The 25,388-nt window shown below is 64.1% G+C and carries 24 protein-coding genes and 1 riboswitch; of the genes, 13 read left to right on the plus strand and 11 right to left on the minus strand.

Annotation, left to right across the window (positions count from 1 at the left end; translation table 11 throughout):
* Window positions 1-27: 27 nt before the first annotated feature.
* The gene (locus tag ACX5I4_RS10050) at window positions 28-1,479 is read left to right on the plus strand and encodes an MFS transporter (RefSeq protein ID WP_461836521.1); all 1,452 of its coding nucleotides are present in this window, start codon (window positions 28-30) and stop codon (window positions 1,477-1,479) included.
* Here ACX5I4_RS10050 and ACX5I4_RS10055 read toward each other — a convergent pair.
* Both ACX5I4_RS10055 and ACX5I4_RS10060 read right to left on the minus strand, forming a co-directional pair.
* Entirely contained in the window at window positions 1,460-1,870 is a 411-nt protein-coding gene (locus ACX5I4_RS10055; RefSeq protein ID WP_461836522.1) for a rhodanese-like domain-containing protein, read from the minus strand. The two genes, ACX5I4_RS10050 and ACX5I4_RS10055, sit on opposite strands and share 20 nt — an antisense overlap.
* 37 nt (window positions 1,871-1,907) lie before the next feature.
* Complete coding sequence (locus ACX5I4_RS10060; protein WP_461836523.1) at window positions 1,908-3,050, minus strand: LLM class flavin-dependent oxidoreductase; 1,143 nt, start codon at window positions 3,048-3,050, stop codon at window positions 1,908-1,910.
* Window positions 3,051-3,243: 193 nt separating this feature from the next.
* A riboswitch (SAM riboswitch) is annotated at window positions 3,244-3,353 on the plus strand.
* Window positions 3,354-3,382: 29 nt separating this feature from the next.
* On the opposite strand from ACX5I4_RS10060, the gene ACX5I4_RS10065 reads away from it, so the two are divergent.
* From ACX5I4_RS10065 to ACX5I4_RS10105, 9 genes are all read left to right on the plus strand, one after another.
* The gene (locus ACX5I4_RS10065) at window positions 3,383-4,486 is read left to right on the plus strand and encodes an LLM class flavin-dependent oxidoreductase (RefSeq protein WP_461836524.1); all 1,104 of its coding nucleotides are present in this window, start codon (window positions 3,383-3,385) and stop codon (window positions 4,484-4,486) included.
* A gap of 12 nt (window positions 4,487-4,498) precedes the next feature.
* Window positions 4,499-5,902, plus strand: coding sequence for an NtaA/DmoA family FMN-dependent monooxygenase (locus ACX5I4_RS10070; RefSeq protein WP_461836525.1), 1,404 nt, complete (start codon window positions 4,499-4,501; stop codon window positions 5,900-5,902).
* 348 nt (window positions 5,903-6,250) lie between these two features.
* Window positions 6,251-7,915: a TIGR04028 family ABC transporter substrate-binding protein gene (locus tag ACX5I4_RS10075; RefSeq protein ID WP_461836526.1), complete on the plus strand. Its 1,665-nt coding sequence runs from the start codon at window positions 6,251-6,253 to the stop codon at window positions 7,913-7,915.
* A 2-nt stretch (window positions 7,916-7,917) separates the two neighbouring features.
* Window positions 7,918-8,862, plus strand: a complete 945-nt coding sequence (locus ACX5I4_RS10080) for an ABC transporter permease (RefSeq protein ID WP_461836527.1) — start codon at window positions 7,918-7,920, stop codon at window positions 8,860-8,862.
* Window positions 8,859-9,776 (plus strand): ABC transporter permease, encoded by a 918-nt coding sequence (locus ACX5I4_RS10085; protein WP_461836528.1) that lies wholly within the window; start codon window positions 8,859-8,861, stop codon window positions 9,774-9,776. The genes ACX5I4_RS10080 and ACX5I4_RS10085 overlap by 4 nt, the downstream gene beginning before the upstream one ends.
* A complete protein-coding gene (locus ACX5I4_RS10090) occupies window positions 9,773-11,389 on the plus strand; it encodes a dipeptide ABC transporter ATP-binding protein (protein WP_461836529.1) in 1,617 nt (538 codons plus the stop codon). Before ACX5I4_RS10085 ends, ACX5I4_RS10090 begins: the two co-directional genes overlap by 4 nt.
* Window positions 11,386-12,429 carry a putative FMN-dependent luciferase-like monooxygenase gene (locus tag ACX5I4_RS10095; protein WP_461836530.1) on the plus strand — a complete coding sequence of 348 codons (1,044 nt, stop codon included), beginning with the start codon at window positions 11,386-11,388 and terminating at the stop codon, window positions 12,427-12,429. The genes ACX5I4_RS10090 and ACX5I4_RS10095 overlap by 4 nt, the downstream gene beginning before the upstream one ends.
* Before the next feature lies 1 nt (window position 12,430).
* Window positions 12,431-13,129 carry a CMD domain protein gene (locus ACX5I4_RS10100; RefSeq protein ID WP_461836531.1) on the plus strand — a complete coding sequence of 233 codons (699 nt, stop codon included), beginning with the start codon at window positions 12,431-12,433 and terminating at the stop codon, window positions 13,127-13,129.
* Window positions 13,126-13,734, plus strand: coding sequence for an alkylhydroperoxidase domain protein (locus ACX5I4_RS10105; protein ID WP_461836532.1), 609 nt, complete (start codon window positions 13,126-13,128; stop codon window positions 13,732-13,734). Before ACX5I4_RS10100 ends, ACX5I4_RS10105 begins: the two co-directional genes overlap by 4 nt.
* 785 nt (window positions 13,735-14,519) lie before the next feature.
* Here the strand turns inward: ACX5I4_RS10105 and ACX5I4_RS10110 are convergent.
* From ACX5I4_RS10110 to ACX5I4_RS10125, 4 genes are all read right to left on the minus strand, one after another.
* A complete protein-coding gene (locus tag ACX5I4_RS10110; RefSeq protein WP_461836533.1) occupies window positions 14,520-14,849 on the minus strand; it encodes a hypothetical protein in 330 nt (109 codons plus the stop codon).
* Window positions 14,850-14,871: 22 nt separating this feature from the next.
* A complete protein-coding gene (locus tag ACX5I4_RS10115) occupies window positions 14,872-15,246 on the minus strand; it encodes a hypothetical protein (protein ID WP_461836534.1) in 375 nt (124 codons plus the stop codon).
* Between the two features lie 32 nt (window positions 15,247-15,278).
* On the minus strand, window positions 15,279-15,731 hold the full coding sequence (locus tag ACX5I4_RS10120) for a J domain-containing protein (RefSeq protein ID WP_461836535.1): 453 nt from the start codon (window positions 15,729-15,731) through the stop codon (window positions 15,279-15,281).
* Between the two features lie 201 nt (window positions 15,732-15,932).
* Window positions 15,933-16,358 (minus strand): Hsp20/alpha crystallin family protein, encoded by a 426-nt coding sequence (locus tag ACX5I4_RS10125; RefSeq protein ID WP_461836536.1) that lies wholly within the window; start codon window positions 16,356-16,358, stop codon window positions 15,933-15,935.
* A 133-nt stretch (window positions 16,359-16,491) separates the two neighbouring features.
* Between ACX5I4_RS10125 and ACX5I4_RS10130 the strand changes: the two genes are divergently transcribed.
* Entirely contained in the window at window positions 16,492-16,827 is a 336-nt protein-coding gene (locus ACX5I4_RS10130) for a MerR family transcriptional regulator (protein WP_461836537.1), read from the plus strand.
* A 597-nt stretch (window positions 16,828-17,424) separates the two neighbouring features.
* A complete protein-coding gene (locus ACX5I4_RS10135; protein ID WP_459340847.1) occupies window positions 17,425-17,580 on the plus strand; it encodes a hypothetical protein in 156 nt (51 codons plus the stop codon).
* Window positions 17,581-17,858: 278 nt separating this feature from the next.
* Here ACX5I4_RS10135 and ACX5I4_RS10140 read toward each other — a convergent pair whose 3' ends face one another.
* Together ACX5I4_RS10140 and ACX5I4_RS10145 are read right to left on the minus strand one after the other, a co-directional pair.
* The gene (locus ACX5I4_RS10140; protein WP_461836538.1) at window positions 17,859-18,257 is read right to left on the minus strand and encodes a LapA family protein; all 399 of its coding nucleotides are present in this window, start codon (window positions 18,255-18,257) and stop codon (window positions 17,859-17,861) included.
* Between the two features lie 41 nt (window positions 18,258-18,298).
* Window positions 18,299-19,387, minus strand: a complete 1,089-nt coding sequence (locus tag ACX5I4_RS10145; protein ID WP_461836539.1) for a fatty acid desaturase family protein — start codon at window positions 19,385-19,387, stop codon at window positions 18,299-18,301.
* A 554-nt stretch (window positions 19,388-19,941) separates the two neighbouring features.
* On the opposite strand from ACX5I4_RS10145, the gene ACX5I4_RS10150 reads away from it, so the two are divergent.
* The gene (locus ACX5I4_RS10150) at window positions 19,942-20,331 is read left to right on the plus strand and encodes a carboxypeptidase-like regulatory domain-containing protein (RefSeq protein ID WP_461836540.1); all 390 of its coding nucleotides are present in this window, start codon (window positions 19,942-19,944) and stop codon (window positions 20,329-20,331) included.
* Between the two features lie 174 nt (window positions 20,332-20,505).
* Here ACX5I4_RS10150 and ACX5I4_RS10155 read toward each other — a convergent pair whose 3' ends face one another.
* From ACX5I4_RS10155 to ACX5I4_RS10165, 3 genes are all read right to left on the minus strand, one after another.
* Complete coding sequence (locus tag ACX5I4_RS10155; RefSeq protein ID WP_461836541.1) at window positions 20,506-21,321, minus strand: SDR family NAD(P)-dependent oxidoreductase; 816 nt, start codon at window positions 21,319-21,321, stop codon at window positions 20,506-20,508.
* A 69-nt stretch (window positions 21,322-21,390) separates the two neighbouring features.
* Window positions 21,391-23,835: an alpha-L-rhamnosidase gene (locus ACX5I4_RS10160; protein ID WP_461836542.1), complete on the minus strand. Its 2,445-nt coding sequence runs from the start codon at window positions 23,833-23,835 to the stop codon at window positions 21,391-21,393.
* A gap of 51 nt (window positions 23,836-23,886) precedes the next feature.
* Window positions 23,887-25,269, minus strand: coding sequence for an MFS transporter (locus tag ACX5I4_RS10165; protein ID WP_461836543.1), 1,383 nt, complete (start codon window positions 25,267-25,269; stop codon window positions 23,887-23,889).
* Window positions 25,270-25,388 lie beyond the last annotated feature (119 nt).

Genomic DNA, 25,388 nt, shown 5'->3' on the forward strand with positions numbered 1-25,388 from the left:
ACGCAAACTTCAAAGCGATCCAAAGCTGTGTTATTGCTTTGTCTCGCCGCAGGATTCATCACGCTGCTTGACCAGTCTGTCTTTACTTTGGCCATACCCGCGATGACCGCGGCCCTTCATGCGAAACCCGCCGAGGTCCAGTGGATTCTGGCCAGCTACTCGCTGGCGTTCGGTCTGGCCTTGGTGCCGGCCGGCAGGCTTGGCGATCTGATGGGCCGCCGCAGACTCTTCTTGGCCGGGCTTGCCGTCTTCGGAGCGTGTAGTCTGCTCGCGGGCCTGGCTACCGACCCCGTCGTCGTGATCGTCGCGCGACTCCTACAGGGTTTTGGGGCCGGTACCCTGAACCCCCAGGTATTGGGATTTCTGCAGGACATGCCAGCGGCGTTCCGGGCCAAAGCAATCGGTGCTTACGCCTCGATCGGTGGCTTCGCTGCGGTCTGCGGGCCCTTGCTCGGCGGACTTATCCTGTCCGGTGGCAGCCAGGACGTCAGCTGGAGGCTGCTGTTTCTGTTCAATCTCCCTTTTGTGGTGGTCGCGCTGCCGCTGGCTGCTAAATATCTGGGGAAGGCTGAGCGCCGCGAGAGCGCGCCGCTGGACCTTCGTTCCGCATCGCTTGACGTGGTCGGTGTTGTCTTGCTGTGTGCGGTGGTTCTCACGGCACTCCTGCCGACTATCTACGGTTATGGGGAATCCCCCTGGCTGTGGATGTCGGGTGCGGCCACCGCTTGGCTGGCTTTCGCGGCCTGGGAGTTCGGCTATGGCCGCTCCGGGAAGACCCCATTGCTCAGTCCGCTGCTCGTGAAGTCCGGTGGCTTTATTCTGGGTACCGTGGTTGCGCTGAACCACTTTGGAGTCGGCGCGGCGATGGCGGTGTTGACGTCGTTCTACTTCATGGCCGGCGAGGGCCTTGCGCCGTTGTCAGTGGCGGGGATTCTGGCGCCACAGGCGGTGGGGATGTTGTTGTCATCGGCGCTGAGCTGGAGGTTCGTGTCACGGTTTGGGCGAGGCGGCGTGGTGCTTGCGGTGTTGGCGGGGCTGATGACTCTGCTGGCGAAGGATCAGGCCGTGCAGCAGCTGGAAGGATTTCCGGCGGCACTGGCGGTCGCCGGGATTGGCCTGCTGCAGGGCCTTGTCACCGGCTTGGTGGTGGCCCCGAATCAAAGCCTCACGCTAGGCCATGCTCCGGTTCGGATTGCCGGCGTCGCGGCGGGCTTCTATCAGCTAAGCCAGCGGTTCGCGGCGGCGCTGTGCTCCGCGGCGGTCGGAGGGCTGATATTTGGCCTCGTCGGGACACGGACCGGATATAGGGGTGCGTTCCACGACGGCGTCGTGCTGTGCTGCTCGCTCCTCGCCGTGGCTGCCGTGGCTGGCAGCTTGGATCTTGCCCGGGCGAAATGGTGGGCCGGCCCGGCGCTCGAGTCGAACGGGAACGTTCCGGCCCACCAAGGGGATACGAGAGTCAGCGCCCCGCGGGGCTAGCCGCCTCGGTATTGGCTTCTTCGGCGGCAGGTTCGAGGGTGGGAACTCCTGCCGCTTTCAGCGCGAGGAATCCACCGTCTACATGAACAACGTTCGGGTAGCCCAGGATTCGCAGTTTCTCAGCAACGGGCTGCGAACCCTTGACCGATCCGCAGAACACCACGATCTGCCGATCAGTCGAGGCTGCCTCCGGGTGCCGTTCCCTGGATTCCGGGGCGAACCCCTCGTCGACCTGCTCACGGTCCACGATGACGGCGCCGGGGATGCTCCCGGTGCTGGCCCGGCCGCCGTCGCTGCGGACATCGATGAGCAGGGCGCCTTCTTGTATGAGTCCAGCTGCCCGTTCCGCGTCGACAAGCTGGCTATCTTCGGTGGTACTGGTCTCGCTCATTCCTGCTCCTTATGGTTTTTTGTTCGGGGTGTGGAAATCACATTGCATGGGCCGGTTCCCAGGCTTCCGCCAGAAGCGCATAGGAACGGACACGCTGTGCATGGCTGTGCGTGATGGTGGTGATGAGAAGCTCATCCGCTCCGGTAACCCGCTGCAGGGTGCGCAGGGAGCCAGCCACTTGCCTCGGGTTCCCCACGAAGCGGGTTTCCAGCCGGTCGGAGACCAATTCCAGATCATCCGCTCCCAGTCGGAGATCCAGAGCTTCTTCGGGCGTCGGGTAAGTGATCGCTCCGGCACCGCTGCGGATGCTGTGCACCCACGCCGCGTAGCCTTGCGCCAGCGATGACGCTTCGGATTCACCGGTGGCCACCACGACGTCGGCAGAGACGATCACATAAGGCTCCTCCAGGGTTTCGGACGCCTTGAAATGGGAACGGTATTCGCTGATAGCCTCAAGGACTCCCGAAGGGGACACGTGGTAGTTGGCACCGAAGGGGAGCCCGAGTTTGCCGGCCAACCGCGCGCTGGGTCCGGCTGTGGAGCCGTGGATCCAGAATTCGGGTGATTCGCCGGCGGCCGGGCTGACGGTTATCGGCTCGGCATCCCGGGTCCGATAGCTGCCGGTGAAGAAGCCGATAACATCCTGCACGTCTTGTTCAAAGGTCTCCGCGTCTCCGTCCTTTCGTCCGAGCAGTTCGGTTTGTACTTTGAAGCGATCGGCGAGTCTGCCGTGGAACAGAGGACGGGCCGTGGGGATGAGCAGACCATCCACACGCCGGCTTAACCCGGACCCTGAGCTAGGCTGGGCGGTCTGTTGCCCCGGATTCGGCGTCCCGGATCGTCCGAAGCCCAGATCGATCCTCCCGGGATAGAGACCAGCGAGAGTGCCGACGTTTTCGGCTACTTGGATAGGCCGATAGTTTCCGAGGATGGTGGCTGCGGTGCCCACCCGGATGCGGGAGGTGGCGGCGGCAACTAGTCCGGAGAGCACGTGCGGTGCGGCTCCGGCGACGCCCGGGTTCAGATGGTGCTCGGCTAACCAGAAGCGCCGGTAGCCAAGCCGCTCTGTTTCGATTGCCAGGTCGATGGTGTTGCGCAAGGCGTCGGCGCTTGTCTGGCCGGAAGGCACCGGGCTGAGATCGAGAACGGATAGCGGAACGATGGACTGGCGGGGCGTCATGCCCTGACCTTATGAGCGGGAAATCATTGTGCCAAATGCCCGGACACAGGGATCAACGCACCGTCATGAGCTGTCATGTCTCTTCGGTCCTGATGACGTTTTGCTGAGTTCCTTGACCTTCGATGGCGTTCCTTGACCGGGCAAGACGGGTGGTTTGAAATGGGCGGTTGACCGTTTTTAGAGTCGGGGTGTAGGTCAAGAGTCAGCACGCCAAGGACCGGCTGGTGCTGCGGCAACCCTCAGACATTGTGTGGCGGGGTGCTCCGGAAACAGACCTGGCCGCAAGCGCGGCAAGAGAAATGTCATGGGCTGCGACCCGGAAAGAGGACAGAATGCCTTCAACATCCATATCCGAAAACAGCCGGAAGGTGCTAGCCATAGAGCTCGATGGCGACGGCGCACACCCGTCCGCGTGGCGCCGTGCGGCGCATACTCCTACGGCGCTCCTCTCCGGTCGAAGGATCTCAGAGATTGCCCAGGCAGCGGACATTTCCGGATTCCACTTTGCGAGCCTCAAGGACTCACGGACCATCGCTCCTGCGTCTGCTGGAATCGCAGGCAGGATCGATGCCGTCCAGCGAGCAGCCTTTGCTGCTCCGCTGACCCGTTCCCTTGGCTTGGTGCCGGAAGCCGGGACGCTCTATACGGAGCCGTTCCACATCGCCACACAGCTGGCGAGCCTCGACTATTCCTCGCAAGGCCGGGCAGGCTGGCTCGTCAATGCAGAAAACAGCAGCCAGGAAGCCCGTTCCGTCGGACGCGAACAGCTGCGTGACTCCGAGGTGCAGGCCGAAGCGGCGGATGTTGTGGAGGCCGTGCGCAGTCTCTGGGACTCGTGGGAAGACGATGCCGTGATCCGCGACGTCTCCACGGGCCGGTATCTGGACCGCGACAAGCTTCACTATGCGGACTTTGAGGGCAAGCGGTTCTCGGTCAAGGGCCCCTCGATCATCCCGCGCCCCTTGCAGGGGCAGCTGGTGGTTATCGCGCCGGCGGAGCTGGCGCCTGCTATTGGGGCGGATGTTGCCTTGGTGCACGCGCCAAGCGTCGAGGGCCTAGCCGCTGCGGCCGATGCCGCCCATGGTGCCGGGGGCGCCCGAGCGGTGGTGGAGCTCGACGTCGTACTGGACTCGCGCGGCCAGCGCGCCGAAGATCGTCTGGCCGAACTTGATGCCTTTGGGCGTTGGGAAGGGGGCGCCCGGTACGTTGGCAGCGCCGCGGGGCTCGTGGAACTCCTGGCGAGTGTCCTGGCCACAGCGGACGGCGTGCGGTTCAATCCTGCGGTGCTCGACGTCGACCTCCCTGAGCTCTCGTTCCAGGTGCTTCCGGAGCTGCGCCGACACGGGCTTGTCGGCGCGCCCGAACCCGGAACCACCCTTCGGCAAAGCTTCGGCTTGCCACGCCCTGCCAACCGCTACGCCACCTCGGCACGATAAGGAGTCCAGACCATGAGCAACCACAGAGTCGCCGGGAACGGCAAGATCCAATTCGGGGTCTTCTTCCAAGGCGTCAACCACACCACCGTTTGGCGGGCGCCGCAAAGCGGTTCTCAAACGGACTTCGAATCGTTCCGCCGCGTAGCTCAGACTGCCGAACGGGGACTTTTCAGTGCGTTCTTCCTCGGCGAAGGGCTTCGGCTGCGTGAGCATCTGGGGAAGATCCATGATCTGGACGTAGCCGGACGGCCGGACGCCCAAACTGCTTTGGCGTCTTTGGCGGCGATTACAAACCACATCGGACTCGTGGCCACGCAGAACACCACCTACAACGATCCCGCAGACCTCGCCCACAGGCTCGCGAGCCTGGACGTACTCTCGGGCGGAAGGGCGGCATGGAACATTGTGACCACGGACAACGCCTGGACCGGGGCGAATTTCAGGCGCGGCGGGTTCCTGGCGCATGAGGACCGCTATGTCCGGGCAGAGGCGTTTGTCCAGACCGCCAAGGCGATATGGGACTCCTGGGACGATGAAGCAATCGCCTCCGGACCAGAAGCGAAACGCTGGCTGGCAGAAGGAGCGATTTCGAAGGTGCGACGCAGTGACGCGAGTTTCGACATCGAGGTGATCCCAAGGCTCCCACGCTCAGCACAGGAGCACCCGGTCCTTTTCCAGGCCGGAGACTCCCCGGCAGGCCGCGACTTCGCAGTGCGCAACGCCGACGTGATCTTCTCCGCCCACCCGGAGCTGGAAGACGCAAAGAAGTTCCGCGACGATATTGTTGCCCGGACCCTGAAAGCGGGTCGACCTGCTGACGACGTCAAGATTTTCCCCGGCCAGGAATTCATCTTGGGCGCCACAGCCAAGGAAGCCGAAGAAAAGCACCGCTGGGTGCGCGAACATCAAGTGGGGCCAGAGACAGCTATCGCCTACTTGGAGCAATTCTGGGGACGAACCCTGAGCGAGTACGACCCCGACGGCCCTTTGCCGGACATCGATCCGGTGGTTGACGTGACCAATCCCACCCGAGGCAACGCTTTCCACGGCAAGAGTGCCAAGGAGCTCGCGGCCCAGTGGCGGGCGGAAACCAAGGAACGCGGCCAGTCCATCCGCCAATTCGTGTCCGAACGATCCCGGTTGAACGGCCGCGGACTGGTGGGTTCGTACGATGACGTAGCCGAGTTGCTCGCTGAATACGCCCACACCGGCGCAGTCGACGGCTTCAACATCACGCCGTGGATCGTTCCCAGCGGACTCGACGACATCGTCAACGAACTTGTTCCCCGGCTTCAGGAGCGGGGCGTTTACCGGACGGAATACGAAGGCGTCACCCTCCGCGAGAACCTCGGGCTGCGTCGTCCTGTAACACGGCGAGGGACCGCAGTGCTGAGCGAAACCGGGAACGTGGCCTGAGCCGCCTGAACCGCCTCAGTTTTCATGGAACCGGCCAGGGGTCCGCGACGATCAACGTCCCGGACCCCTGGCCGGTTTTGCGCGCAGTGGCGGAGTCCCGGGGGCGGCCGATTAGCACCGTGAAAGCAGATGGAGAGTGTTGCTTTGAGTGAAGGGCCGTGACGCGGGCTGAAGTTGTATTGCTGCAGGTGAACCCGGGTTTCCGTGGATTTCAAACCGGCTTCAGTCCGCGCCGCAAGCACCTCTACGGTGGTCCCAGTGCTCGTCAATCGAGCCGAATCAACGTCGACTCGCGATCGTTGATCTTCCCCGTGATCATCTGGTCCGAGGAATTCGGAAGGAAACACTGTGGCTCTGCCCAAACACTTGAGATTTGTTGCAAGCAGCATCGCTGCCATCTCCTTGGCGGCTGTTCTTGCGGCCTGCGGAGGTGGGCCCTCGGCCGAACCGCAAAGCGCGGAGGCTTCCCCGGTAACAGGGGGCACCTTGGTTTACCTGGAGCAGCAGGCACACACGAACCTCTATCCGCCGGCCGGCGGGTTCTACCCGAATGGCGGCATCCTGAACCAAGTCACGGACAAGCTGACATACCAGAACCCCAAGACTCTCAAGATCGAGCCGTGGCTGGCCGAGTCCTGGACGAGCAACCCGCAACTCACCGAATACACGTTCAAACTCCGGAAGGGTGTCACGTTCTCGGACGGCACTCCGCTGGATGCCGCTGCGGTGGCCCGTAACTTCGACACCTATGGCCTGGGCAACAGGGCCCTCAAACAGCCGGTGTCCGAGGTGATCAACAACTACGATCACAGCGAAGTCATCGACCCGCTCACCGTGAAGTTCCATTTCAAGAAACCCTCACCCGGCTTCCTGCAGGGCACCGCGACCATCGGCTCCGGAATCGTTTCCGTGTCCACCCTTGACCGGAGCTTTGATGACCTGGGCAACGCAAAGAACATCATCGGTACCGGGCCGTTCACCGTGGCTAGTGAGGAACTGGGCAAGGAAGTTGTCCTCAAGGCCCGCACTGACTACAACTGGGGACCGGCCGCATCAGGACACCAAGGCCGCGCCTACCTGGACTCCGTCAGAATTGTGGTCACGCCCGAAGACAGTGTCCGTACCGGCTCCCTCCTGGCCGGACAGGGCGATCTCATCCGCCAGGTCCAGGCCTACGACGAGAAGCAGGTCACGGCCCAGAATTTCAAGATCTCAGCTCCGGGCACCAGGGGAGTGAATGACAGCATCGTCTTCCGTCCGGACAACCCGCTCGTGGCCGATGTCCGTGTCCGGCAGGCACTCCTCAAGGCGACGGACACCAGGGAAGTGGTGGACACCATCTTCTCGGCGAACTATCCGGTGGCTACCTCGGTGCTGGCGAAGGAAGCGATCGGCTACACGGACCTGTCCGCAAAGCTCGGATTCGATCCCGAGAAGGCCAAAAAGCTTCTCGATGAAGCCGGCTGGAAGCCGGGTGCGGCTGGAATCCGCGCCAAGGACGGCGCCCAACTCTCCTTGTCCATTTACGAATCCCTGCCACAGCCCCAGAACAAGGCCGTCCTCCAGTTGGTCGCCCAGCAGTGGGCCAAGGTGGGAGTCAAGCTCAATGTCTTGGCAGGGGATTCAGGCAGCAAGACCGTGGACAACCTGGACCCGGAGAAGACACCCGTTGCGGTTGCCATGGTGGGCCGCGCTGATCCCGATGTCATCAAGAGCCAGTTCTACCCGGCCAACCGCGACGCCCTCTTGCAGAAGGGCGGCAGCAGCCAGAAGGTCAAGAGCTTCGTTGACAGCAAGCTCAACGCCCTGCTGGAAGCCGAGACTGCCCAGACCGATCCGGCCCACCGCCTCAAGGATGTCGCCGATGTCCAGAACCACCTCATTGACCAGGCGCTCATCATCCCGATCTTCGAGGAACCACAGGTATTCGCCTACGCTCCGTACCTCCACGGACTGAACTTCGAGGCCGTGGGCCGTCCCAGCCTGTACGGTGTCTGGCTGGACAAGCACTGACCATGTCCGGCTACATACTGGGCCGGCTCGGCCAAGCAATCCTCGTTCTGTGGGCGGCGTTCACCGTGGCGTTCGTCCTGCTGCAGGCCCTTCCGGGTGATGCCCTGATGATCAAGTACCAGAACCCGGACATGGGGCTGAGCCCGGCAGAAATAGCAGAAATCCGCGCTTCGTATGGAGCGGACACGCCCCTGTTCCTGCAGTACCTGAACAGCATCGGCGGCTTCCTGAGCGGGGATCTTGGCTATTCCCTCGCCGCCGGGGTTCCGGTCACCGAGCAGCTCGCGGCAAACGTTCCCGCGACCTTGGCCCTTGCCTCGCTCGGCTTCCTCTCCGCGGTTGTTTTGGCGGTGGCCATCGCGTTCCTGTCGAACCTGAGCCGGTTTGCCTGGCTCCGCCACGGAATCCAGGCCCTGCCGTCCCTGTTCATTTCAGTGCCGGTCTTCTGGCTTGGAATCATCCTGATCCAGGTCTTTTCCTTCCAACTCAAGCTCATCCCGGTGATCAATCCTCCGGAACCGCTGGGCCTGGTCCTTCCGGTCCTTACCCTCGCGGTGCCTATTTCCGCACCGCTGGCGCAGGTCCTGCTGCGGAGCATCGACGACGTCAGCACCCAGCCTTTCGTGATGGTGGCGAGATCCAAGGGAGGTAGCAACGCATGGGTGTTGTGGCGGCACGTGGGGCGCAATGCCGCCCTTCCTGCCCTGACCATCGCCGGGATTCTGTTCGGGGAGCTCATTGGCGGGGCAGTCGTCACCGAAACGGTCTTCGGACGCAACGGCGTCGGCCAGCTAACCCACCAGGCAGTCAACAGCCAGGATGCGGCCGTGCTGCAGGCCGTCGTCGTGCTCGCAGCAGGCGTCTTCGTCGTCGTGAACCTCGCGGTGGACCTGCTATATCCGGTGCTGGACCCCCGGCTCAAGAGAAGGGCTGGTGCTACCGCATGAGTCAACTTTCCACCACTGAAAAGCGCCCGACGGCGGCGGGCGGTCCCGGCGCCGACGCAGCGGCTCCAAGCGCGGCCCCGTTGTCCGATTCCCCGGTCGTCCGGCTGGCGCGGGCACTGCGGCGCGCACAACCAGGTCTTCTGGCGTCTTGGCTGGTCATCGGCACGATCGCGCTGTGGGCCGTCGCCCCCGGGATCTTCACCGGCTACAGCGGCACCTCAGGCACAGCCAGGGAGAAGCTTCTGCCGCCAGGAGGTGCGCACGTGCTGGGCACTGACGAGATTGGCCGGGACCTGCTGGCCAGGATCATCCATGGTTCGGTGAATTCGATCTCCGGGGCTCTCGTGGCCGTCTCCGTCGGCCTCGTTGTGGGAACGTTGCTCGGCCTTCTCGCGGGTTCGCTCGGCGGCTGGGTCGATTCCGTGGTGATGCGCGTCGTCGATGTCCTGTTGTCCATCCCAAGCCTGTTGCTCTCGCTGAGCATCATCATCATCCTTGGCTTCGGCACGGTCAACGCGGCTATTGCCGTCGGCGTCGGATCCGTGGCCGGTTTCGCCCGACTGTCCCGCTCGGAAGTGCTGAAGGTGCGCCGGAGCGACTATGTTGAAGCCGCCTTCGGAAGCGGAGGGAAATTCCACGCCGTGCTGTGGCGCCATGTGCTGCCCAACTCGGTAGGGCCGGTCGTCGCGCTCGTGGCCCTTCAATTCGGCTCCGCGATCCTGGCCATTTCCACCCTCGGTTTCCTCGGCTACGGCGCACCGCCGCCCACACCTGAATGGGGACTGCTCATCGCAGAAGGCCGCAAATACGTGGCCACTTCCTGGTGGCTGACTACATACCCCGGGCTGGTGGTAGTGGCGGTGGTTCTGGCCGCCAACCGCATCAGCCGATCCGTCGTGAAGGGACAGCCATGAGCACGCCGAGTCCAGTCCTTGAGGTGGACCAGCTTTCCATTTCCTACGCCGACACCACCCTTGGCCGCCGAAGGGTGGTCCATGAGCTCTCACTGAGCATCGCGCCCGGCGAGGTAGTGGCCCTGGTGGGCGAGTCTGGCTCAGGCAAGTCCACCACCGCCCATGCCGTGATCGGTCTCCTGCCGGAGGGCGGGCGAATTGACGCCGGAAGAATCCGGCTCAACGGGACCGACATCTCCGGATGGTCACAGAAGCGACTAGAGACCATCCGCGGAACCAAGATCAGCCTCATTCCGCAGGATCCCACGAGCTCCCTGAACCCGGTCAAGACCATCGGCGCCCAGGTGGAAGAGGTCCTGAAGCTGCACGGGGCTTTGGACCGTGCCGCGCGCAAGCAGCGTGTTGTCGACCTTCTGGACCGGGTGGGGATCCCACAGCCGGAACTCCGCGCAAAGCAATATCCGCACGAACTCTCCGGGGGGATGAAGCAGAGGGTGCTGGTCGCGACAGCCATCGCCCTGCAACCCCAGCTGATCATCGCGGATGAGGCCACAAGCGCCCTGGACGTCACCGTGCAGCGGCGCATCCTGGACCTGATCGACGACCTTCGATCGGAATTCGGCACCGCGGTCCTCTTCGTGACGCATGACCTAGGCGTCGCAGCCGACCGTGCCGACAAGGTGGTTGTTTTGCGCGGCGGACGTGTCCGGGAGAAAGGCCCCACAGGAGAGGTGCTCTCCAATCCGGAGAGTGAATACACCCGCCAGCTCCTGGCAGATGCACCATCATCGGCTCTGGACAGCTTCCGGGCCGCACCAGCTGGTCCCGCCGAGGACGTGATCCGGGTCCATGACCTTGTCCAGGAATTTACCCTCAGCCGGAAGCAGCCACCATTCCGTGCCGTGGACGGTGTGGGGTTCACCGTGAGGCGGGGCACCACCCATGCGATCGTCGGGGAATCCGGTTCCGGGAAAACCACCACCGCCCGGATACTCTCCGGGTTCCAGAAACCGAAGTCCGGGAAGGTCTTGATCGACGGCACCGATGTTGCCGCGCTCACAGGGGAGGAACTACGCCTCTTCCGGAAGAAGGTACAACTGGTCTACCAGAATCCGTTCACCTCCCTCGATCCGCGCCAGACCATTCGCCGGATCGTTGAAGAACCGCTCCGGAACTTCGGTCCCGTTGCGAAGGCCGCTAGGGAGGCCCGTGTCCGCGAACTCGTGGCACTTGTCAGCCTGCCGGAAAACCTCCTGCAACGTCACCCGCGCGAACTTTCAGGCGGGCAACGCCAAAGGGTCGCCATCGCGCGTGCCCTTGTCCTTGACCCGCAGGTCATCGTCCTGGACGAAGCCGTTTCCGCCCTCGATGTCACCGTGCAGGCCCAGATCCTTTCGCTCCTTGACGAGCTTCAGCGGGAACTGGGGCTGAGCTATGTCTTCATCACCCACGACCTCGCAGTCGTTCGGCAAATCGCGGATACCGTCTCCGTGATGAGCAACGGTAGGCACGTGGAGAGCGGGAAGGTGGCCGACGTGTTCGGCCGGCCGCAGCACGAATACACGAGGGAACTGATCGCCGCGATTCCCGGCAAACGAAAGGCACTTCCATGACCCGTGTGGGTACCGAAAAACGTATCGGGTTCTTCACCAGACTTCTCGACAAGGCGACCCCTTCTGAACGGTACCGCTTGGCAACCGAACAGATCCTGAAGGCCGAGGAGCACGGTTTCGACACCGCATGGGTGGCGCAGCACCATTTCCACGAGGCGGAAGGGGGCTTGCCCTCACCTTTGGTCTTCCTCGCAGCGGTTGCGGCACGAACGTCACGCATCCGGCTCGGCACCGGGATCATCACCCTCCCTTTGGAGGACCCGCTGCGGGTCGCCGAAGACGCGGCAGTACTGGACCTCATCTCCGGTGGACGCTTGGAGGTCGGCATCGGCACCGGAGGCACGCCGTCGTCGTTCACTGCCTTCGGGCGGGAATCCGAGGAGCGGCGGGAGCTGTACGCGCGCCACCTCCAGGTGCTGACGGAGGCCTGGGGCGGCAAGGAGCTTGGCTCGGTGGTGAACCGGCTGTACCCTCCGGCATCGCAACTGTTGGAGCGGCTGTGGCAGGCGACCTTTTCGGTGGCAGGAGGGGAGCGGGCAGGACAGGCCGGAGACGGCCTCATGCTCTCGCGCACCCAGCCGCGGCCCGTGGATGCGCCGGAGGCGACGCTTTCCGAGCTGCAGGACCCGATCATCGACGCCTATTTGTCCGCATTGCCCGACGGCGCCACCCCCCGGATTCTGGCGTCGCGGACCGTGTTTGTGTCTGACCACCGGGACGAAGCCCTCGCCCTGGCAGAGGAAGGCCTGCGCGGCATCGTCCCGCATTTCGAACGCCAGGGGCATGTGTTCCCCGGTACCGATGTCGAGTCCCTCATCGCGGCCATGGATGCGCACGTTGGCACGGTAGAAGACGTCATCGAGTCGTTGAACCGGGATACCGTCTTGGAGCGAGCCACGGAGGTGTCCTTCCAGGTGCATTCCATCGACCCTCCGCACGAGTACATCTTGAGGTCCATCGAGTTGGCAGCCACCGAGGTTGCGCCGCGGCTCGGCTGGAAGCCGGCGGGCCTTTCATCAACCCAGAATGTCAAGGAGTGACATGACCAATACACCACTAATAGATGCTGTCGACGCGATCCTCGGCAGCCAGCCGGGATCATTCCTGGATGAACTGCGCAGGAGAAGGCCTGTCACCCGCGAGAACACGCAGGCGAGTTTCCTTGCGCTGTTCCACCCTGTGGACGACCGCGAGGTGAGCCTCCAGGAGCGCTTTGCAGTGGCGTTCTTTGTCGCGGAGTTGCACGGCCAAGGCCCGGCTGCGGACTTCTACAGTGAAGGACTGGGGCATGCGTTGCGGGCAACGGACGACGGCGGTGCCGCGGCTGCCGTGACCGGCGGACTTGAGACGCTCCTTGGGCGTGCTGCCTCCGCGGGTGCCGGAACCGGTCCGTACGGCGAGTACCGGGAGCCCGGGCTCCGGGGCGAAAGCCTCAGTGGTCCGCGCTTCGAGCTCCCGCCCGGTTTGCGTTCTGAACTCGGCGCCAGGCTTGCCGCGGCGCTGGAACACGCCCACTCACTGGTGTTCAGGCCCCGGGAGTCTTCCCCGGAGGCACTCCAGAAACTGCTCGACGCAGGATGGTCAACGGCAGGGATTGTCACACTCTCACAGCTCGTCGCGTTCCTGGCCTATCAGTTGCGTGTCATTTCCGGTCTTCAGGTGCTGGCCGCTGCATCCGAATCAACGGAATCCCTCGTGGCAGCTGTTGCTGCACACACCACCGCTAGGAGCGACGCATGAGCCAGGAAGTCATCACCTATCCCGGTCTCGACCGACCCGAGGCCTTCACCCAAGAGGAACTGGGTTGGCGGCCGTGGCTGCAGGGCCCTGAGGAACAGACCCTCACCGAGCGACAGTACGACGGTCTAGTCGACCGATCGAGGGCGAAGAATGACTACTTCCGGCTCCTCGCACTGGATCCGGACATCCTTGGCGCCCGCACCAGGACTGACAAGGACATCTTCTACAATGCCACCGAGGGCCTGCCGCGGGCCGAACGGGAGTTGGCGGCAGCAGCGGCGTCGCGCCTTAATGGCTGCGTGTTCTGCGCTTCCGTGCACTCGCGTTTCGCCTCGCATTATTCGGACCGCCACGACGACATTCAGCGCTTGCTCGACGGCGGGGTGGAAACCGATCTCGGCACCCGGTGGAACGCGATCGTCGCCGCCGCCGTCGCGCTTTCGAAAACGCCGTCACAGCTCGGTCCGGGGCACATCGCGGACTTGGAACGCGCTGGGCTGGATACGCTGTCCATCTCCGACGTCATCCATGGAAGTTCGTTCTTCAACTGGGCAAACCGACTCATGCTGTCGCTCGGTGAGCCCGAGGCCCCGAAGCGTAGCTAGGCGAGAATGAACCTTCAAATCTTCTACGATCCGCTCGCGGACACGACCTCACCCTGGCGTCCGAGCGAAAGTAACGCGTTGCCCGAGGAACGGCCAAGCAAATTGGGCCAAGAGCGGGCGCCGGAGGCAAGAAGCAGCGCCTTGGAACAGGTCCTCAGGGACCTTGAGTTCTTACGAAAGAAGTCCCAGCGGTTTTCGGGGTAACGCAGGTCGGCGGCCCGCATCGGATTCCTTTATTCGTAACAGTGATTATTCGGTTCCGAACTAATTCACTCGGGATCCGAGAGAGACGAGCTAGGCCAGCATGTCTCGATGTGCAGACGGGTTTTTGCTTTAACGTGTGCACAAAGTTTGTGGGCAGGTCCTCTGACGCTGGTTCTCGGCTGGTGCCTGGCTGCCGCGGTGGCCTGTTCAGGTGTGTGGGGTGGCGGTCAGGGTCCGGGCTAGTTGGGTCTCCGCCAGCTCTGGGGTGGGTTTATTCGGTTCCTCGTTCCGGTCCTGTCTGGTTGGTCGTGGACGGCCAACACCAGTTCATGGTTCAGGCTCCCGGGCACAACATGATGAAACCGACTTTGGCGAGGAAGTTGCTTGGAAAGCTACTCCCGGTCGTAAGGGGCAGCTGCGCCAGTGCCCGGCCCAAGGTGACACCGGGCATTGGCGCGTTACCTTGGCCCCTGGTCCACCCATCCGCGGGCCGCTTGCCCGGAAGCAGCAGCGCACAGATCTTTTTGCAAACCTGGAGCGGCGTTGGCGCCGGACACCAGGCGGAAACAGGGTCCGGCTCGTCATGGCGTCCGGCCGGACCTTGACCTCCTGCTCCAACCGGGGTCCGCCGGGGTTTGGGCGCTGCTGTTGAGGATGTAGTCCACGGCGGCTGGTCCTCTCATGCGCAGGCCTTGGAAGACTCTCTTTCTGCCCTTCCCGTCCTTTTCCTTAACAAGGCCCGCAAGGCGCAGGGCGGTGCGGAAGGCATGGTCGGGGAGGGGGACTTTACGGTTGAGGGAGCACCAGCTGACGTAGAGCCCGTAGAAGACGTCGCCGTCGAGTCCTGAATCGCTCGTGTCGTCTTTGACGATGCAGTCCTGCAGGAACTGGCTGATCTGTGGAGGGGTCATGGTGTACTCCGGGGGATGGTTTTCAGGGTTGGGTTCCGTAAATGAATTCCTTGGCGTGGGCGACGGCTTTTCGGAAGGCGTCGTTGCGCAGGCTGGCTTGCTCGGTATTCCTGGTGTCGGTTTCGAGGTAGTTCGTGTAGCCGGGCCGCAGGACCCAGATGTCGCCGGCCGGGGGTAGGTAGAACACCCCGAAGGAGCGGTGCTGGGGGTCTTCGGCCCAGATGGGGACGACCGCGACCGCGGCTCCGGTGTCCGGGTTGATCCATTGGGCCCGGGGCATGGGTTGTTCGTGGGTCTCGGGGTCCAGGAACGGCGCTGTTCCTTTGCCCCACCGCTTTTCGAAACGTTCGTAGAACGCGGGCATCAATTGGTTGTCGTACGGGCGCCAGGCACTCATTGGGGCTCCTTGCGATTGCGTGGTTTTCCGGCTCAGCGTCTGATCCACCGGATCAGCGTGTAGCCGGTTGGTGGATATGGGCCTTGCCGGACCGGCATTCCGGGGGACCGTCCGGCGGGCGGTTCCCAGATGACCGGTCCGATCAGCAGCGACGCGGCGGGAAGCAACTGCCCTGGTGTCCTCAACGAGCCGCCAGGCGGCTGCGGTTTGGCGTTCGCGGCTGGACGCGGGTGCTCCCGGTCGTAGGCCGCCCGCTTTTCCGGGTTGCCGAGGATGGCATACGCCGCCATGATGTCCCGGAGTTCCTGGAGTTCTTCCTGCGGCTCCGGCGTCTTGGGGCCCGAGCCGGTGGGATGTTCGCGGGCCGCCCGGGTGTCCGGGTGCCGTCCGCGCATGAGCGTCCGGTAGGCCCGCGCCACCTCACGCGCTGTGGCGGTCGGGGTGATATGCAGGATGTCGTATGGGCCAGGGCCGTTGTTCCTCATCGTTGGCGGTGCTGTGTTCTCGTAGGCGGGGAGGAGGATGGTCCCCGGCCTGTTCGGCCGGGGACCATCGTTGCGGGAGTCTTCCCCGGGGCCTCATCCATCCGTGCGCTGGCTGCGCTGTGGCGTGGTCTGTGAACTCGACCGCCCTCTTTACATGGTGGGCCGCTGTGGCGCTCCCGGTCCGGCAGGCTGCGCCTCCTGTCAGGCGCTGATCTCCTGGCGCTGTTTTCCGGTGGTTTCGATTTCGATCCGGCGCGGCTTTGCTTTCTCCGCTACCGGGATGCGCAGGGTCAGGACACCGGCGTCGTAGTTTGCTTTGACGCCTTCGGTGTCCAGCGCGTCGCCGAGGATGAGCTGGCGGCTGAAGACGCCGCGGGGCCGTTCGGAGGCGATCAGTTCCGTGCCCTCGCCGACGGGGTCCGGGCGTTCGGCTCTGACGGTCAGCACGTTGCGTTCGACGTCGATGTCCACCGAGTCCACGTTGACTCCGGGGAGATCGAAGGCGACCACGAAGTCCTCGGCTTCCCGCCAGGCATCCATCGGCATGGCCGCCGGCCGGGCTGTGGTGCCGAGTACCTGTTCGGCGAGCCTGTCGAATTCACGGAAGGGGTCGGTTCGCATCAGCATGGTGTGTCACTCCTTGCAGATCGCAGTTTTTTGTTGTCAACCCAGCCGATCTATAGTGGCTGGTATATATTTCTTATAGCACTGCATATGGATCAGGGCAAGCCTGATTTTCGAAGGATTTTGGAGGCACCCGATGGGCCAGGCCGAGGACCGGGGGAAGGGCGTGTACGCGATTTCCGTTGCGGCCGAACTGGTGGGAACGGGGCAGCAGAACCTGCGCCTGTACGAACGCAAGGGTTTGCTGGAGCCGGGCAGGACCCTGGGCGGGACCCGCCAGTACAGTGAGAACGATCTCGTGGTATTGCGGCGGATCGGCGAGCTTCTGGAATTGGGCTTGAACCTGGCCGGCATCCGGATGGTCCTCGTCCTGGAGGCCGACAACCGGCGCCTCGAGGCGGAACTCCGGTCCGCGGACGCTCCACGGGATACCGCCCCGTCCAGTCCGGGAGGCGGAACCGATCAGCGCTGAACCTTTCAGAGTCCTGGCCGGGGCTTCAAACGAGCGGGGCCGGCTGCGCCTTTCAACCGCGCCGTCGCCGTTGCCTCCCGCCGGGCCCCGTAACTTCGCTCTTGAATTCCGGGCTCCGATCCGGGGGTCGAGCCGGGGTGCTAGGTATGGGAGAGGACGCCTGATTCGAAGAGGGCACGGATCTGGCATGCCGTGATTTTGCGGCCGGGCGCGATGCGCACCCAGCACCGCAGAACATCGCGGCTGAAAGCACGGGCAGCGAGGTGGACCCTGGACGCTGAAACAAGCAAACCTGGCAGACCGGAACATGACGGCGTGCCAAACAATACAGATCCGATCACCAAGGAACCGGCTGGCTCCGCGGCCGCCGGGAATGAACTCCTGGGCCGAAGCCGTGGTCGACGGCGCCGGCCTCTTTGGCGCTGGATGACCCGGACGCGCCGGAGCAGCGAGTCGTCCTGATCCCGTCAGGACCACGCGCGTCCTCAACGTTTTTCCAGCGGTGGCGCATCGCTGGAATCCCTGTTCTGTGCGGAGTAGATTGGGGCCAGCCGCCGACCGGGGCCGTTCGAGAACGCAATTTGGGAGGTAATGGTAATGAGCGCGCTGCTGTGGATCCTGGCTGTTATCGCGATCGTTTTGTTCATCATCGGCGGCACGGTGAAGGCTGTCGGTTTCCTGCTGTGGATCGCTCCGATCGTCCTGGTGGTCGCAGTGATCATGTTCTTCGTCAACCGAGGCCGCAGGGTGTAAGTCCCGGTCACGCCCGAATCGTGGCATAGCGCTCGGCGCCGGAACGGGAGGGATCACCGCGCCCATTTTCGGCATCCAGTGGCTGCCGGTCGTGGGGCTGGTCTTCGTTGCAGCATTGACTGCCCGCCTATACACCGCGAGTGTCTGTCGTATTCGGGCGGCGTTCTGATAGCGGGGGCACGGCTGGGCCGAGAGGCCGGAGTTCAACTTGGGGAACCGGGAGCAGTCCAAAAGTTCGAGCCCATGGCGACTCTCTTCTCGGCCGCGCAGCACCCTGGCTACAGCTTGTTGTGGGTTCTTCGTATTTTGCGGGCGTTGGATCGCAGTTGGATGATCCTTGCCGCGCCAGCCGCGGCCACGAGGATGCCTCCGGCCACGGCGGCGATAAACAGCGCCATGCCCAGGGAGACCGAGCCTCCCAGCCCGAGGAATAGAACCTGGACTGGTTGCTGGTTCTGCAGGATGAAGATGATCAGCAGTATCAGCGCGAGCAGGGCAACGATGACGGCGGCCCAAATGACGCCGGCCCGGGTTGTCTGGGGCTTTGGTGCAGCGGCAGCCCGGGGCACCGGCTCGACTGGCTGCGGGGTGCCGGCCGTCCCAGGCGTGGTGTTGGTCCGCGCGGGCCCTCGAGGCTGTTCTCCGGGCACTTGAGGCGTCGCTGGGTTCGACGTCATGATGGTTTGTCCTCTTTATCTGTTTGTTGTTCGGATTCTGCTCATCGGGGCCGGTTGCTCTGCACGACAGGGCATTCGAACGGGCCGCCGGCAAACAGGCCGACGGTGTTGAGGTACCGGATGACCACCGCGTAGGAGGTGACGAGGCTGGTTTCGGTGTATGGGATTCCCTGTTCCCGACAGCACGAGCGGACCAGCGTGGCCGCGCGGTGCAGGTAAGGCCGCGGCATGTCCGGGAACAGGTGGTGCTCGATCTGGCGGTTCAGCCCACCCATCAACGCATCCATGAGCCTGCCGCCGCTGATGTTGCGTCCGGTGAGCACCTGCCGGTGAAGGAAATCGGCCCGGCTGGAGGCGGCCAGGATCGGCATGCCCTTGTGGTTCGGTGCGAAGGAGGCGCCCATGTAGAAGCCGAACACACCCAGTTGGACGCCCAGGAACGCGAACGCCATGCCCAACGGCAGTAGCCAGAACACCAGGGCCGGGGCGACGAGCAGGCGCAGCACCACGATTGGTATTTCCACCCAGCGATGGTCCACTTTTCCGCGGCGGAACAGGTACTTCAACGAATCAATGTGAAGGCTCAGGCCCAGGAAGAACAAAAGCGGCAACAGCAGCCATCCCTGCTTGCGCGTGACCGCGACCATGAGCCCGCGCCGGGATGCCGCGGCTTGCGGATGGAAGGCGATCGCCCCGGTGTGGATATCGGGATCCTTATCGATCACATTCGGGTAGTTGTGATGACGGGTATGCTTCTGCGCCCACATGGCGTAACTGATCCCCACCAAGCCGGTGCCGATCAAACGGGCGGACCACTCATTAATCCGTCGGGAGGCAAAGATCTGCCGGTGCGCAGCCTCGTGGGCCAGGAACCCGAACTGGGTCAGCACAACACCCATGCCGGCGGCGATCAGCAACTGGAACCAGGTGTCCTGAAGGAGGATGAACCCCGTCCACGTGCCTGCCCACGCCACCATCAGGATGGCGAAGAGTGCGATGTAGAAACCGCGACGCCGGCGCAGGAGACCTGCTTCCCGTACCTGTTTCAAGAGGATCACGTAGCTGTTGACCACTTGGTTCGGGGACCGCCGCTGCAGCGGACCTTCAGCGGGAGACGGTGTTGTGTCCATGATGCCTCGAACCATTCACGGGCGAGTGCGACACTCTACATTCGGCACTTCCAAACCCTAGCTTTCAGCATACGCCTGCACGACTGCGGCGACTCGTCGCGAGGATGGCCGCTTTGGGTGGCGCATCCGTCGTCGGTCCGCCGTAACTAGGCTCATCTGGGGAGCGTCTCATACCAATAAACCGGAAGGAGCCCTAGCCTCCTGGAATACCCGTGGCGCCACCATTGGTTTGCGGAAGAGACTATTCCTGCCGCTGGTTCTGTAGTCTCCTTCGGCGTACCGGCCACTCAGCACCGCTTCTCCGAGAGCTTTCTCGCTCGCACCTCCTCGGCGGTCGGTGAGCCGGGGTGCATTGCCGGGGCTGTCGTAGTCGCCGCCGCGCCTTTTGCAAAAGTGATCAGGAAATGACGACACCTGCCGGTCTGCGGAGGGTGGATACTCGGTGTTGGGCATCAATCGTCGACCGCCTGGCGGCCATGTTGTCCGGTCCAGAGCAATGGGCCGTCGCAGCGAGCCCGCGGCGGCGAGCAACGTCATATTGTGCTGGAATGTTGGTGAGTGAAGTGAAGCGCTTCGTCTGGGCCGTATTGGCCGCAGTTCTCTGGTTGTGCGGGTGCGGCGGTCAACCCGAGCCGGTCACCGGGCATCCCGGGATTGTCACCGGCTCCGTCCTGAGCGCTCCAGTCTGTCCCGTCGAACGCATTGGTCAGGAGTGTCCGCCGCGTCCCGTATCAGGGGCCGCGGTTGTCGCCTTGGACGGGGAAGCTGTCCGGGGCTCAACACTGACCGACAGCACCGGTGCGTTCAACCTCACGCTGCCTGCCGGTCGTTACGTGATCAGGGCGAGCAATGTGGGCGGTTACGCTTCGACGGCTACAGAGCAGGTGGTCATCTCCGAAACCCCTGTTCACATCACTCTGGTTGTTGACAGCGGGATTCGCTAAGCCGGCAGCGGACAGGACAGTCCCGAGAGTCCATGCCTTCTGGAGTTCCAGTGTTTTCAAGGGTCCGAATGCAGTTCGAGGCGCCCCCGGTACAGAGGTGCTCATCCCGTGGGCGGGTCTCGGAGTCCGCGGGGGACCATCGGAAAGTCTTCAATGTTTTCGGCAAGACTCTCTTCAGATTGTTTCGCCGGCGTCGGCGAGCAGGGTGCTTCCGGTCATGAAGGCTGAGAGGTCGGATGCGCAGAACAGGGCGACGCGGGCGATGTCGTCGGGCACGCCGACGCGTCCTAGCCGGCTGGTGAGCATCATGGCAGGAACCGCGTCCGGGGGCATCGGTTGGGCGGAAGCGGCGATCTGGTTTCCTTCGGTGGGGACGTAGGTGGGTGCCACCCCGAGGACGCGGATTCCGAGCGGTGCGAGTTCGAGTGCGAGCTGGCGTGTCATGCCACGTGCCGCATGCTTCGAGCTCACATAGGCCGCGAGGCCCGGTGCCGTGCCGCGGAAGCCTGCGGTGGAGATGACGTTGACGATCACGCCGCCGTTACCGGCGGCGGTCATGTGGCGGGCGGCTTCGCGTGCGCCAACGAAGACACCGCGCGAGTTCACCGCGAAGACCTCATCCCAGAGGGAGTCGCTCATCTCGAGCAGCGGCACGCTCGGGAAGATGCCGGCGTTGTTGACCCAGATGTCGATCCCGCCCAGGCGCGCGGCCGCTACCTGTGCGACTGCGGCGACCGATCGAGTGTCCGTGACGTCCATCCGCATTCCACACGTCGCCACCGCGTAACGGTCGCCTAGCTCCGCTGCGGTCTGCCGTGCGGATTCCTCGTCGAGGTCTCCGATGAGGAGATCGGCGCCGGCTTCGGCAAGCCGGGCAGCGATTGCTTTGCCGAGGCCGCGGCCGCCTCCGGTGACGACGGCGCGGCGGCCTTTCAGGGACAGCAGCTCGTGAAGGGTCCTGTCGGAGACTTCTGGGACGGCGATTGCCATGTGGATCCTCTCAGTTTTTTTGTTTTCCCGCGTCAACGGGGGAAGGTTTCGTAACCGGACAGCTCGCAGTCACGTCGTGCGCGCCACGTGCCTGTGGTCTGCAACGACCGGAGCGGGGCAGGATGCGAAGTGCGTTCCGGAAGCGTAGGCGGTGCTTCTGCCATCTGGCAGGGTGAGGCGGGCAGTGGTTCCCTCGGGCACGGTGAAATCGACGCGGAACTCCTCGTTTGCGATCTCCCACGCGACGTGGATGCGGCCTTTGGGGGACATGAAATGGAAGCTGGCCGAGGTGACGTCCCCGCCGGGGTGGGGCTCAATATCGAAGCGTTCCCATCCTGCTGAATCGGGGGCTTGTCGGAGGCCTACGAGGTATTCGTGGAGGAAGCGGATGACGGCTCCCTTGCTGTAGTGGTTGAGCGATTCGTGCGCCGCACCATGCTCGTCGACGCCTTCCCAGTCCTCCCAGACGGTGGTGGCTCCCCGTTCCAGCATGCCGAGCCAGGAGGGTGTCCCGCGGCGGAGCAGGAGACGGTAGGCGAGGTCGGCGTGGCCGTTCGCTGCGAGGACGGGGAGCAGTAGTCCGCTGGAAAGGAAGCCGGTGCCGAGCCTGTCATCGGCGTCGTGGATGAGCCGGACCAGGCGTGCGGTGGCCGATTCCCTGAGCGGTTCGGGGAGGAGGCCGAAGGCCAGGGCCCGGACGTAGGCTGCCTGAGTGTCCTCGCGGGTGTGCCCCTCGGGTGTGAGGAACTCGGTTTGCCATGCCTCCCTTACGGCGGCCGCTATCCTGCCATAGTGATCTGCTGCTTCATCGCGGCCGAGGATTCCGGCGATGCGGCTCAATGTATCCGTGGTGCGGTACAGGAAGGCCGTTCCCACTTCGCCTCTGTCGGCGCTCATGTAGGCGTAGGGGTTCTCTGCCATGGGGTCGATGAGGGACCCGTCTGCCCGGCGGCGTTTTGGTTCGAGCCATTCGCCGTAGTGGAAGGGGGCATCCCAGATGTATTGCTCGTGGGGGAGCGGTGTCTCCGAGCGGGCGATACGGGACGGGTGGCGGGCCGTCTTGGCGAGGTGGAGCGCGTAGTCGGCCCAGCGGGTCATTGAGTCCCAGCTTTCCGCCAGAAGCTCCGTATCTCCGTACGCTTCGTAGATGGCCCAGGGGACGAGCACTGTGGCATCGCCCCAGCCTGCGGATCCGCCCATGACCCGCGACGGGTTGCCGGGATGGTGCCTGATCCGTGCCGAGTCGGGCGAGAAGGCTGCGGGGAGGCCGTCGTCGCACTGGTCGTCGCGCACGGATTGGAGCCATTTGCGGGAGAAACCGTGGACGTCGTAGAGCATGGCGGCGGTAGGGGCGAAGACCTGGTAGTCGCCGGTCCATCCGGAGCGTTCGCGGGTGGGGCAGTCGGTCGGGACGTCCACGATGTTGCCGCGGAAGCTCCAAAGGGCCGCCTCGTGGAGTCGTTCCAGGTCCGGGTCGCTGCACGTGAACCACCCGCGGCGTTTGAGGTCCGAATGGACGACGACCACCGTGAAGTCATTGATGGAGAGCTCGCGTCCAGGGTGCGACACGCGGACATAGCGGAAGCCGTGCACTGTGTGCCGAGGTTCGAAGATACTGGGGCTGTTCCCGGCGATGACGCGGTCGGTCTGACGGAATTCGAGTATCCCGCCTTGGGGTGCTTTCATGTCCAGATGGGCCGTTGTCAGGTCACCGTCGGCGTCGAGGTGCTCGCCGAATTCGAGCACCGTCTCCGTCCCCGCGGGTCCCACGCTGGACAGCCGGACCCAGCCGGAAAGGTTTTGGCCGGCGTCGAGGATCGAGACCCCGTCGCGAAGCCGGGTGAGGGCCGCCGGCTTGCGTTCCTCAATGCGACGAACGGGCGGGGCGGGCGACCGGGAAGGAGTGGGTGGCGTGACGACGCCGACCCGGACCGGGCTTGGATCCGCGAGGTCCGGATCGACGCGGAAGTCCGTAGTCTGCCCGGTCATGAGGTCCGCCCGTACGATGGGGCTCGGCAAGGTGATCCAGTCCCTGTCTGTCCCCAAGGTCATTCTTGTGCCTGATCCGAGGTCGATTTCGAGTTGGGCGAGGGCAGCGGTGGTGTTGCCCCAGACGTTCCGGCGCTGTGCCCCGCTGTTCCTGCCGCGGAACCAGCCGTCGGAGAGGACGACGTCGATCCGGTTGCCACCGGGAACGAGAAGGTCCGCGACGTCATACTGCTGGGCGTAAAGGGTTTCGTCGTAGCTCGTGGAACCGGGTGCCAGGTCGATGTCTCCCACCCGGATTCCGTTGAGGAAGACTTCATAGACGCCAAGGGCGGTTGCGTAGAGCGTGGCTGTGGCGGGACGGGCGGGAAGGTCAAATGACCTGCGGAGGATGTAGGCCGCGCGCTCGTCCTGGGCGGCGGCTTCTTCGGACTCGGTCGGCGAAATCCAGGCGGCCGTCCATTTGACGGGTGCTGTTTCAGCGGGGGCCGGTACCACGTCTGGCGGAGTTCTGAGCGTGTTGCCCATGGGTGTTTCAGCTCTCTTTTTGCTTGGCGTGTTGGGGTGGCGGGTCGTCCGTCAGCGTACGGATTTGATCTTCAGGAGGATGATGAGGCTGCCGATGAGGGCCAGGGCGGCGCCGGTGAGGTAGAGGGCGGTGTAGTTCTTCTCGGCCCCGGCGGCCCCCAGGACGATGATGAAGGGTGCCAGAAGGGGGGCTATTGCGCTGGGGATCCGTTGTGCGAATCCGACGACGGCGAGGTATCGTCCGGCCTGTGCCCGGTCGGGCAGTACCGCGAAGATGATGGCTTGGTCCACCGCGCTGAAGAGGGCGATCGCGCACTGCATGATGAGTGCGCCGACGAGCAGGGTGATGAAGGAATGGGCGTACGCTTCGGTGATGCCGCCGGCGAGGAAGAGCAGGCCGCCGAGGAACGTGAACAGCTTGCGCCGGCGGAGCTTGTCGGAGAGGAAGCCGCCGGTGAGGGCGCCTGCGGTGGCGGCGACGATGCCGAGCATGCCGATCAGGGCGACGGTTCCCGCGACTTCCTTGATGGGAAGGCCCAGGCGCTGGGCGTAGAAGAAGCTGCCGAAGGTGGTGTTGAAGTACAGGCCCATGAAGAAGATGAAGCGGCCCAGCCAGTTCCAGCCGAAGTCCGGGTGCTTGCGGGGGCTGAAGGTGTAGCTGGCCAGGAGGGCCTTGACGGTGACGGTGCTGTTGTGGACGAGGCCTACTGAGCTGCCTTCGCGCTTGACGAGCGAGAAGAGAGCCACCAGTGCAAGACCCACGAGGCCGGGGACAAGGAAAACGAGCAGGGTGCTGGAGGAGACGGCGTACGCGATGCCGATTCCGAGGACGGGGGCGATTTGGGCCGACAACCCGCTGAACGCCGAAATCTTGCCGCGCTGTTCCTCGGGAATCCGGTCGGCCTGGAGGTTAAGGATGGCCTGGCCCGCGGCCGCCCAACCGAAGAGTCCGAAGACCCAGCCAAGGCCGATGAGGAGCACGCTGGGTGCCAGGGAGATGCCGAGGAGTCCGAGGATGCCGAGGAGGGCTCCGCCGATCATGAACGGGGTGCGGCGGCCGAGGCGGGAACGAAAACGGTCGCTCCAGACGCCGACGAGAGGACTGGCGGCGATGGAGATGAACTGCGCCGTTCCGGTGACGTAGCCGAGCAGTTCTTCGTGGCCCGGCGCGAGCTGGGAGATGCGGACGGCAAGTGAGTAGGACATCGGGACGATGAACGCCATCGCGACGCCGAAATTCGCCAACGATATCAGCGTGAGGTAGCTGGCGCTGGCCTTCTTCAGGGGCGGCGCCTCGATTTCCGGGATACCGGCGGGAGGCGCTCCCTGGGGACCTTCGTCCGGCCCGGCGGTGACGGGCCGGGCAGTCGCGTCCGTGAGGACCGCGGATTCTGCCTCTTTCGGTGGTAGGTCCCCGTGGGTGGGCTTGACCATGATGACTCCTTTGTCTGGGTACGATGTGCGCGACGTACGATGTGCGCGACTTATTTTTGCTGCGGCGGGGATTGGTGACTGGTGGGGCGGGGGCGGCAGCGATGCCGCCCCCACCGGTG

Source organism: Arthrobacter sp. MMS24-S77 (genome assembly GCF_054888235.1).

Excerpts from the sequence above, each read along its gene's own strand:
- ACX5I4_RS10070 (WP_461836525.1), top strand. The coding sequence starts at position 4,499 with ATGAGCAACCACAGAGTCGCCGGGAACGGCAAGATCCAATTCGGGGTC.
- ACX5I4_RS10060 (WP_461836523.1), bottom strand. The coding sequence starts at position 3,050 with ATGACGCCCCGCCAGTCCATCGTTCCGCTATCCGTTCTCGATCTCAGC.
- ACX5I4_RS10100 (WP_461836531.1), top strand. The coding sequence starts at position 12,431 with ATGACCAATACACCACTAATAGATGCTGTCGACGCGATCCTCGGCAGC.
- ACX5I4_RS10125 (WP_461836536.1), bottom strand. The coding sequence starts at position 16,358 with ATGCTGATGCGAACCGACCCCTTCCGTGAATTCGACAGGCTCGCCGAA.
- ACX5I4_RS10140 (WP_461836538.1), bottom strand. The coding sequence starts at position 18,257 with ATGACGTCGAACCCAGCGACGCCTCAAGTGCCCGGAGAACAGCCTCGA.
- ACX5I4_RS10165 (WP_461836543.1), bottom strand. The coding sequence starts at position 25,269 with ATGGTCAAGCCCACCCACGGGGACCTACCACCGAAAGAGGCAGAATCC.
- ACX5I4_RS10160 (WP_461836542.1), bottom strand. The coding sequence starts at position 23,835 with ATGGGCAACACGCTCAGAACTCCGCCAGACGTGGTACCGGCCCCCGCT.
- ACX5I4_RS10095 (WP_461836530.1), top strand. The coding sequence starts at position 11,386 with ATGACCCGTGTGGGTACCGAAAAACGTATCGGGTTCTTCACCAGACTT.
- ACX5I4_RS10135 (WP_459340847.1), top strand. The coding sequence starts at position 17,425 with ATGAGCGCGCTGCTGTGGATCCTGGCTGTTATCGCGATCGTTTTGTTC.
- ACX5I4_RS10105 (WP_461836532.1), top strand. The coding sequence starts at position 13,126 with ATGAGCCAGGAAGTCATCACCTATCCCGGTCTCGACCGACCCGAGGCC.
- ACX5I4_RS10115 (WP_461836534.1), bottom strand. The coding sequence starts at position 15,246 with ATGAGTGCCTGGCGCCCGTACGACAACCAATTGATGCCCGCGTTCTAC.
- ACX5I4_RS10110 (WP_461836533.1), bottom strand. The coding sequence starts at position 14,849 with ATGACCCCTCCACAGATCAGCCAGTTCCTGCAGGACTGCATCGTCAAA.
- ACX5I4_RS10085 (WP_461836528.1), top strand. The coding sequence starts at position 8,859 with ATGAGTCAACTTTCCACCACTGAAAAGCGCCCGACGGCGGCGGGCGGT.
- ACX5I4_RS10145 (WP_461836539.1), bottom strand. The coding sequence starts at position 19,387 with ATGGACACAACACCGTCTCCCGCTGAAGGTCCGCTGCAGCGGCGGTCC.
- ACX5I4_RS10055 (WP_461836522.1), bottom strand. The coding sequence starts at position 1,870 with ATGAGCGAGACCAGTACCACCGAAGATAGCCAGCTTGTCGACGCGGAA.
- ACX5I4_RS10120 (WP_461836535.1), bottom strand. The coding sequence starts at position 15,731 with ATGAGGAACAACGGCCCTGGCCCATACGACATCCTGCATATCACCCCG.
- ACX5I4_RS10130 (WP_461836537.1), top strand. The coding sequence starts at position 16,492 with ATGGGCCAGGCCGAGGACCGGGGGAAGGGCGTGTACGCGATTTCCGTT.
- ACX5I4_RS10155 (WP_461836541.1), bottom strand. The coding sequence starts at position 21,321 with ATGGCAATCGCCGTCCCAGAAGTCTCCGACAGGACCCTTCACGAGCTG.
- ACX5I4_RS10065 (WP_461836524.1), top strand. The coding sequence starts at position 3,383 with ATGCCTTCAACATCCATATCCGAAAACAGCCGGAAGGTGCTAGCCATA.
- ACX5I4_RS10090 (WP_461836529.1), top strand. The coding sequence starts at position 9,773 with ATGAGCACGCCGAGTCCAGTCCTTGAGGTGGACCAGCTTTCCATTTCC.
- ACX5I4_RS10080 (WP_461836527.1), top strand. The coding sequence starts at position 7,918 with ATGTCCGGCTACATACTGGGCCGGCTCGGCCAAGCAATCCTCGTTCTG.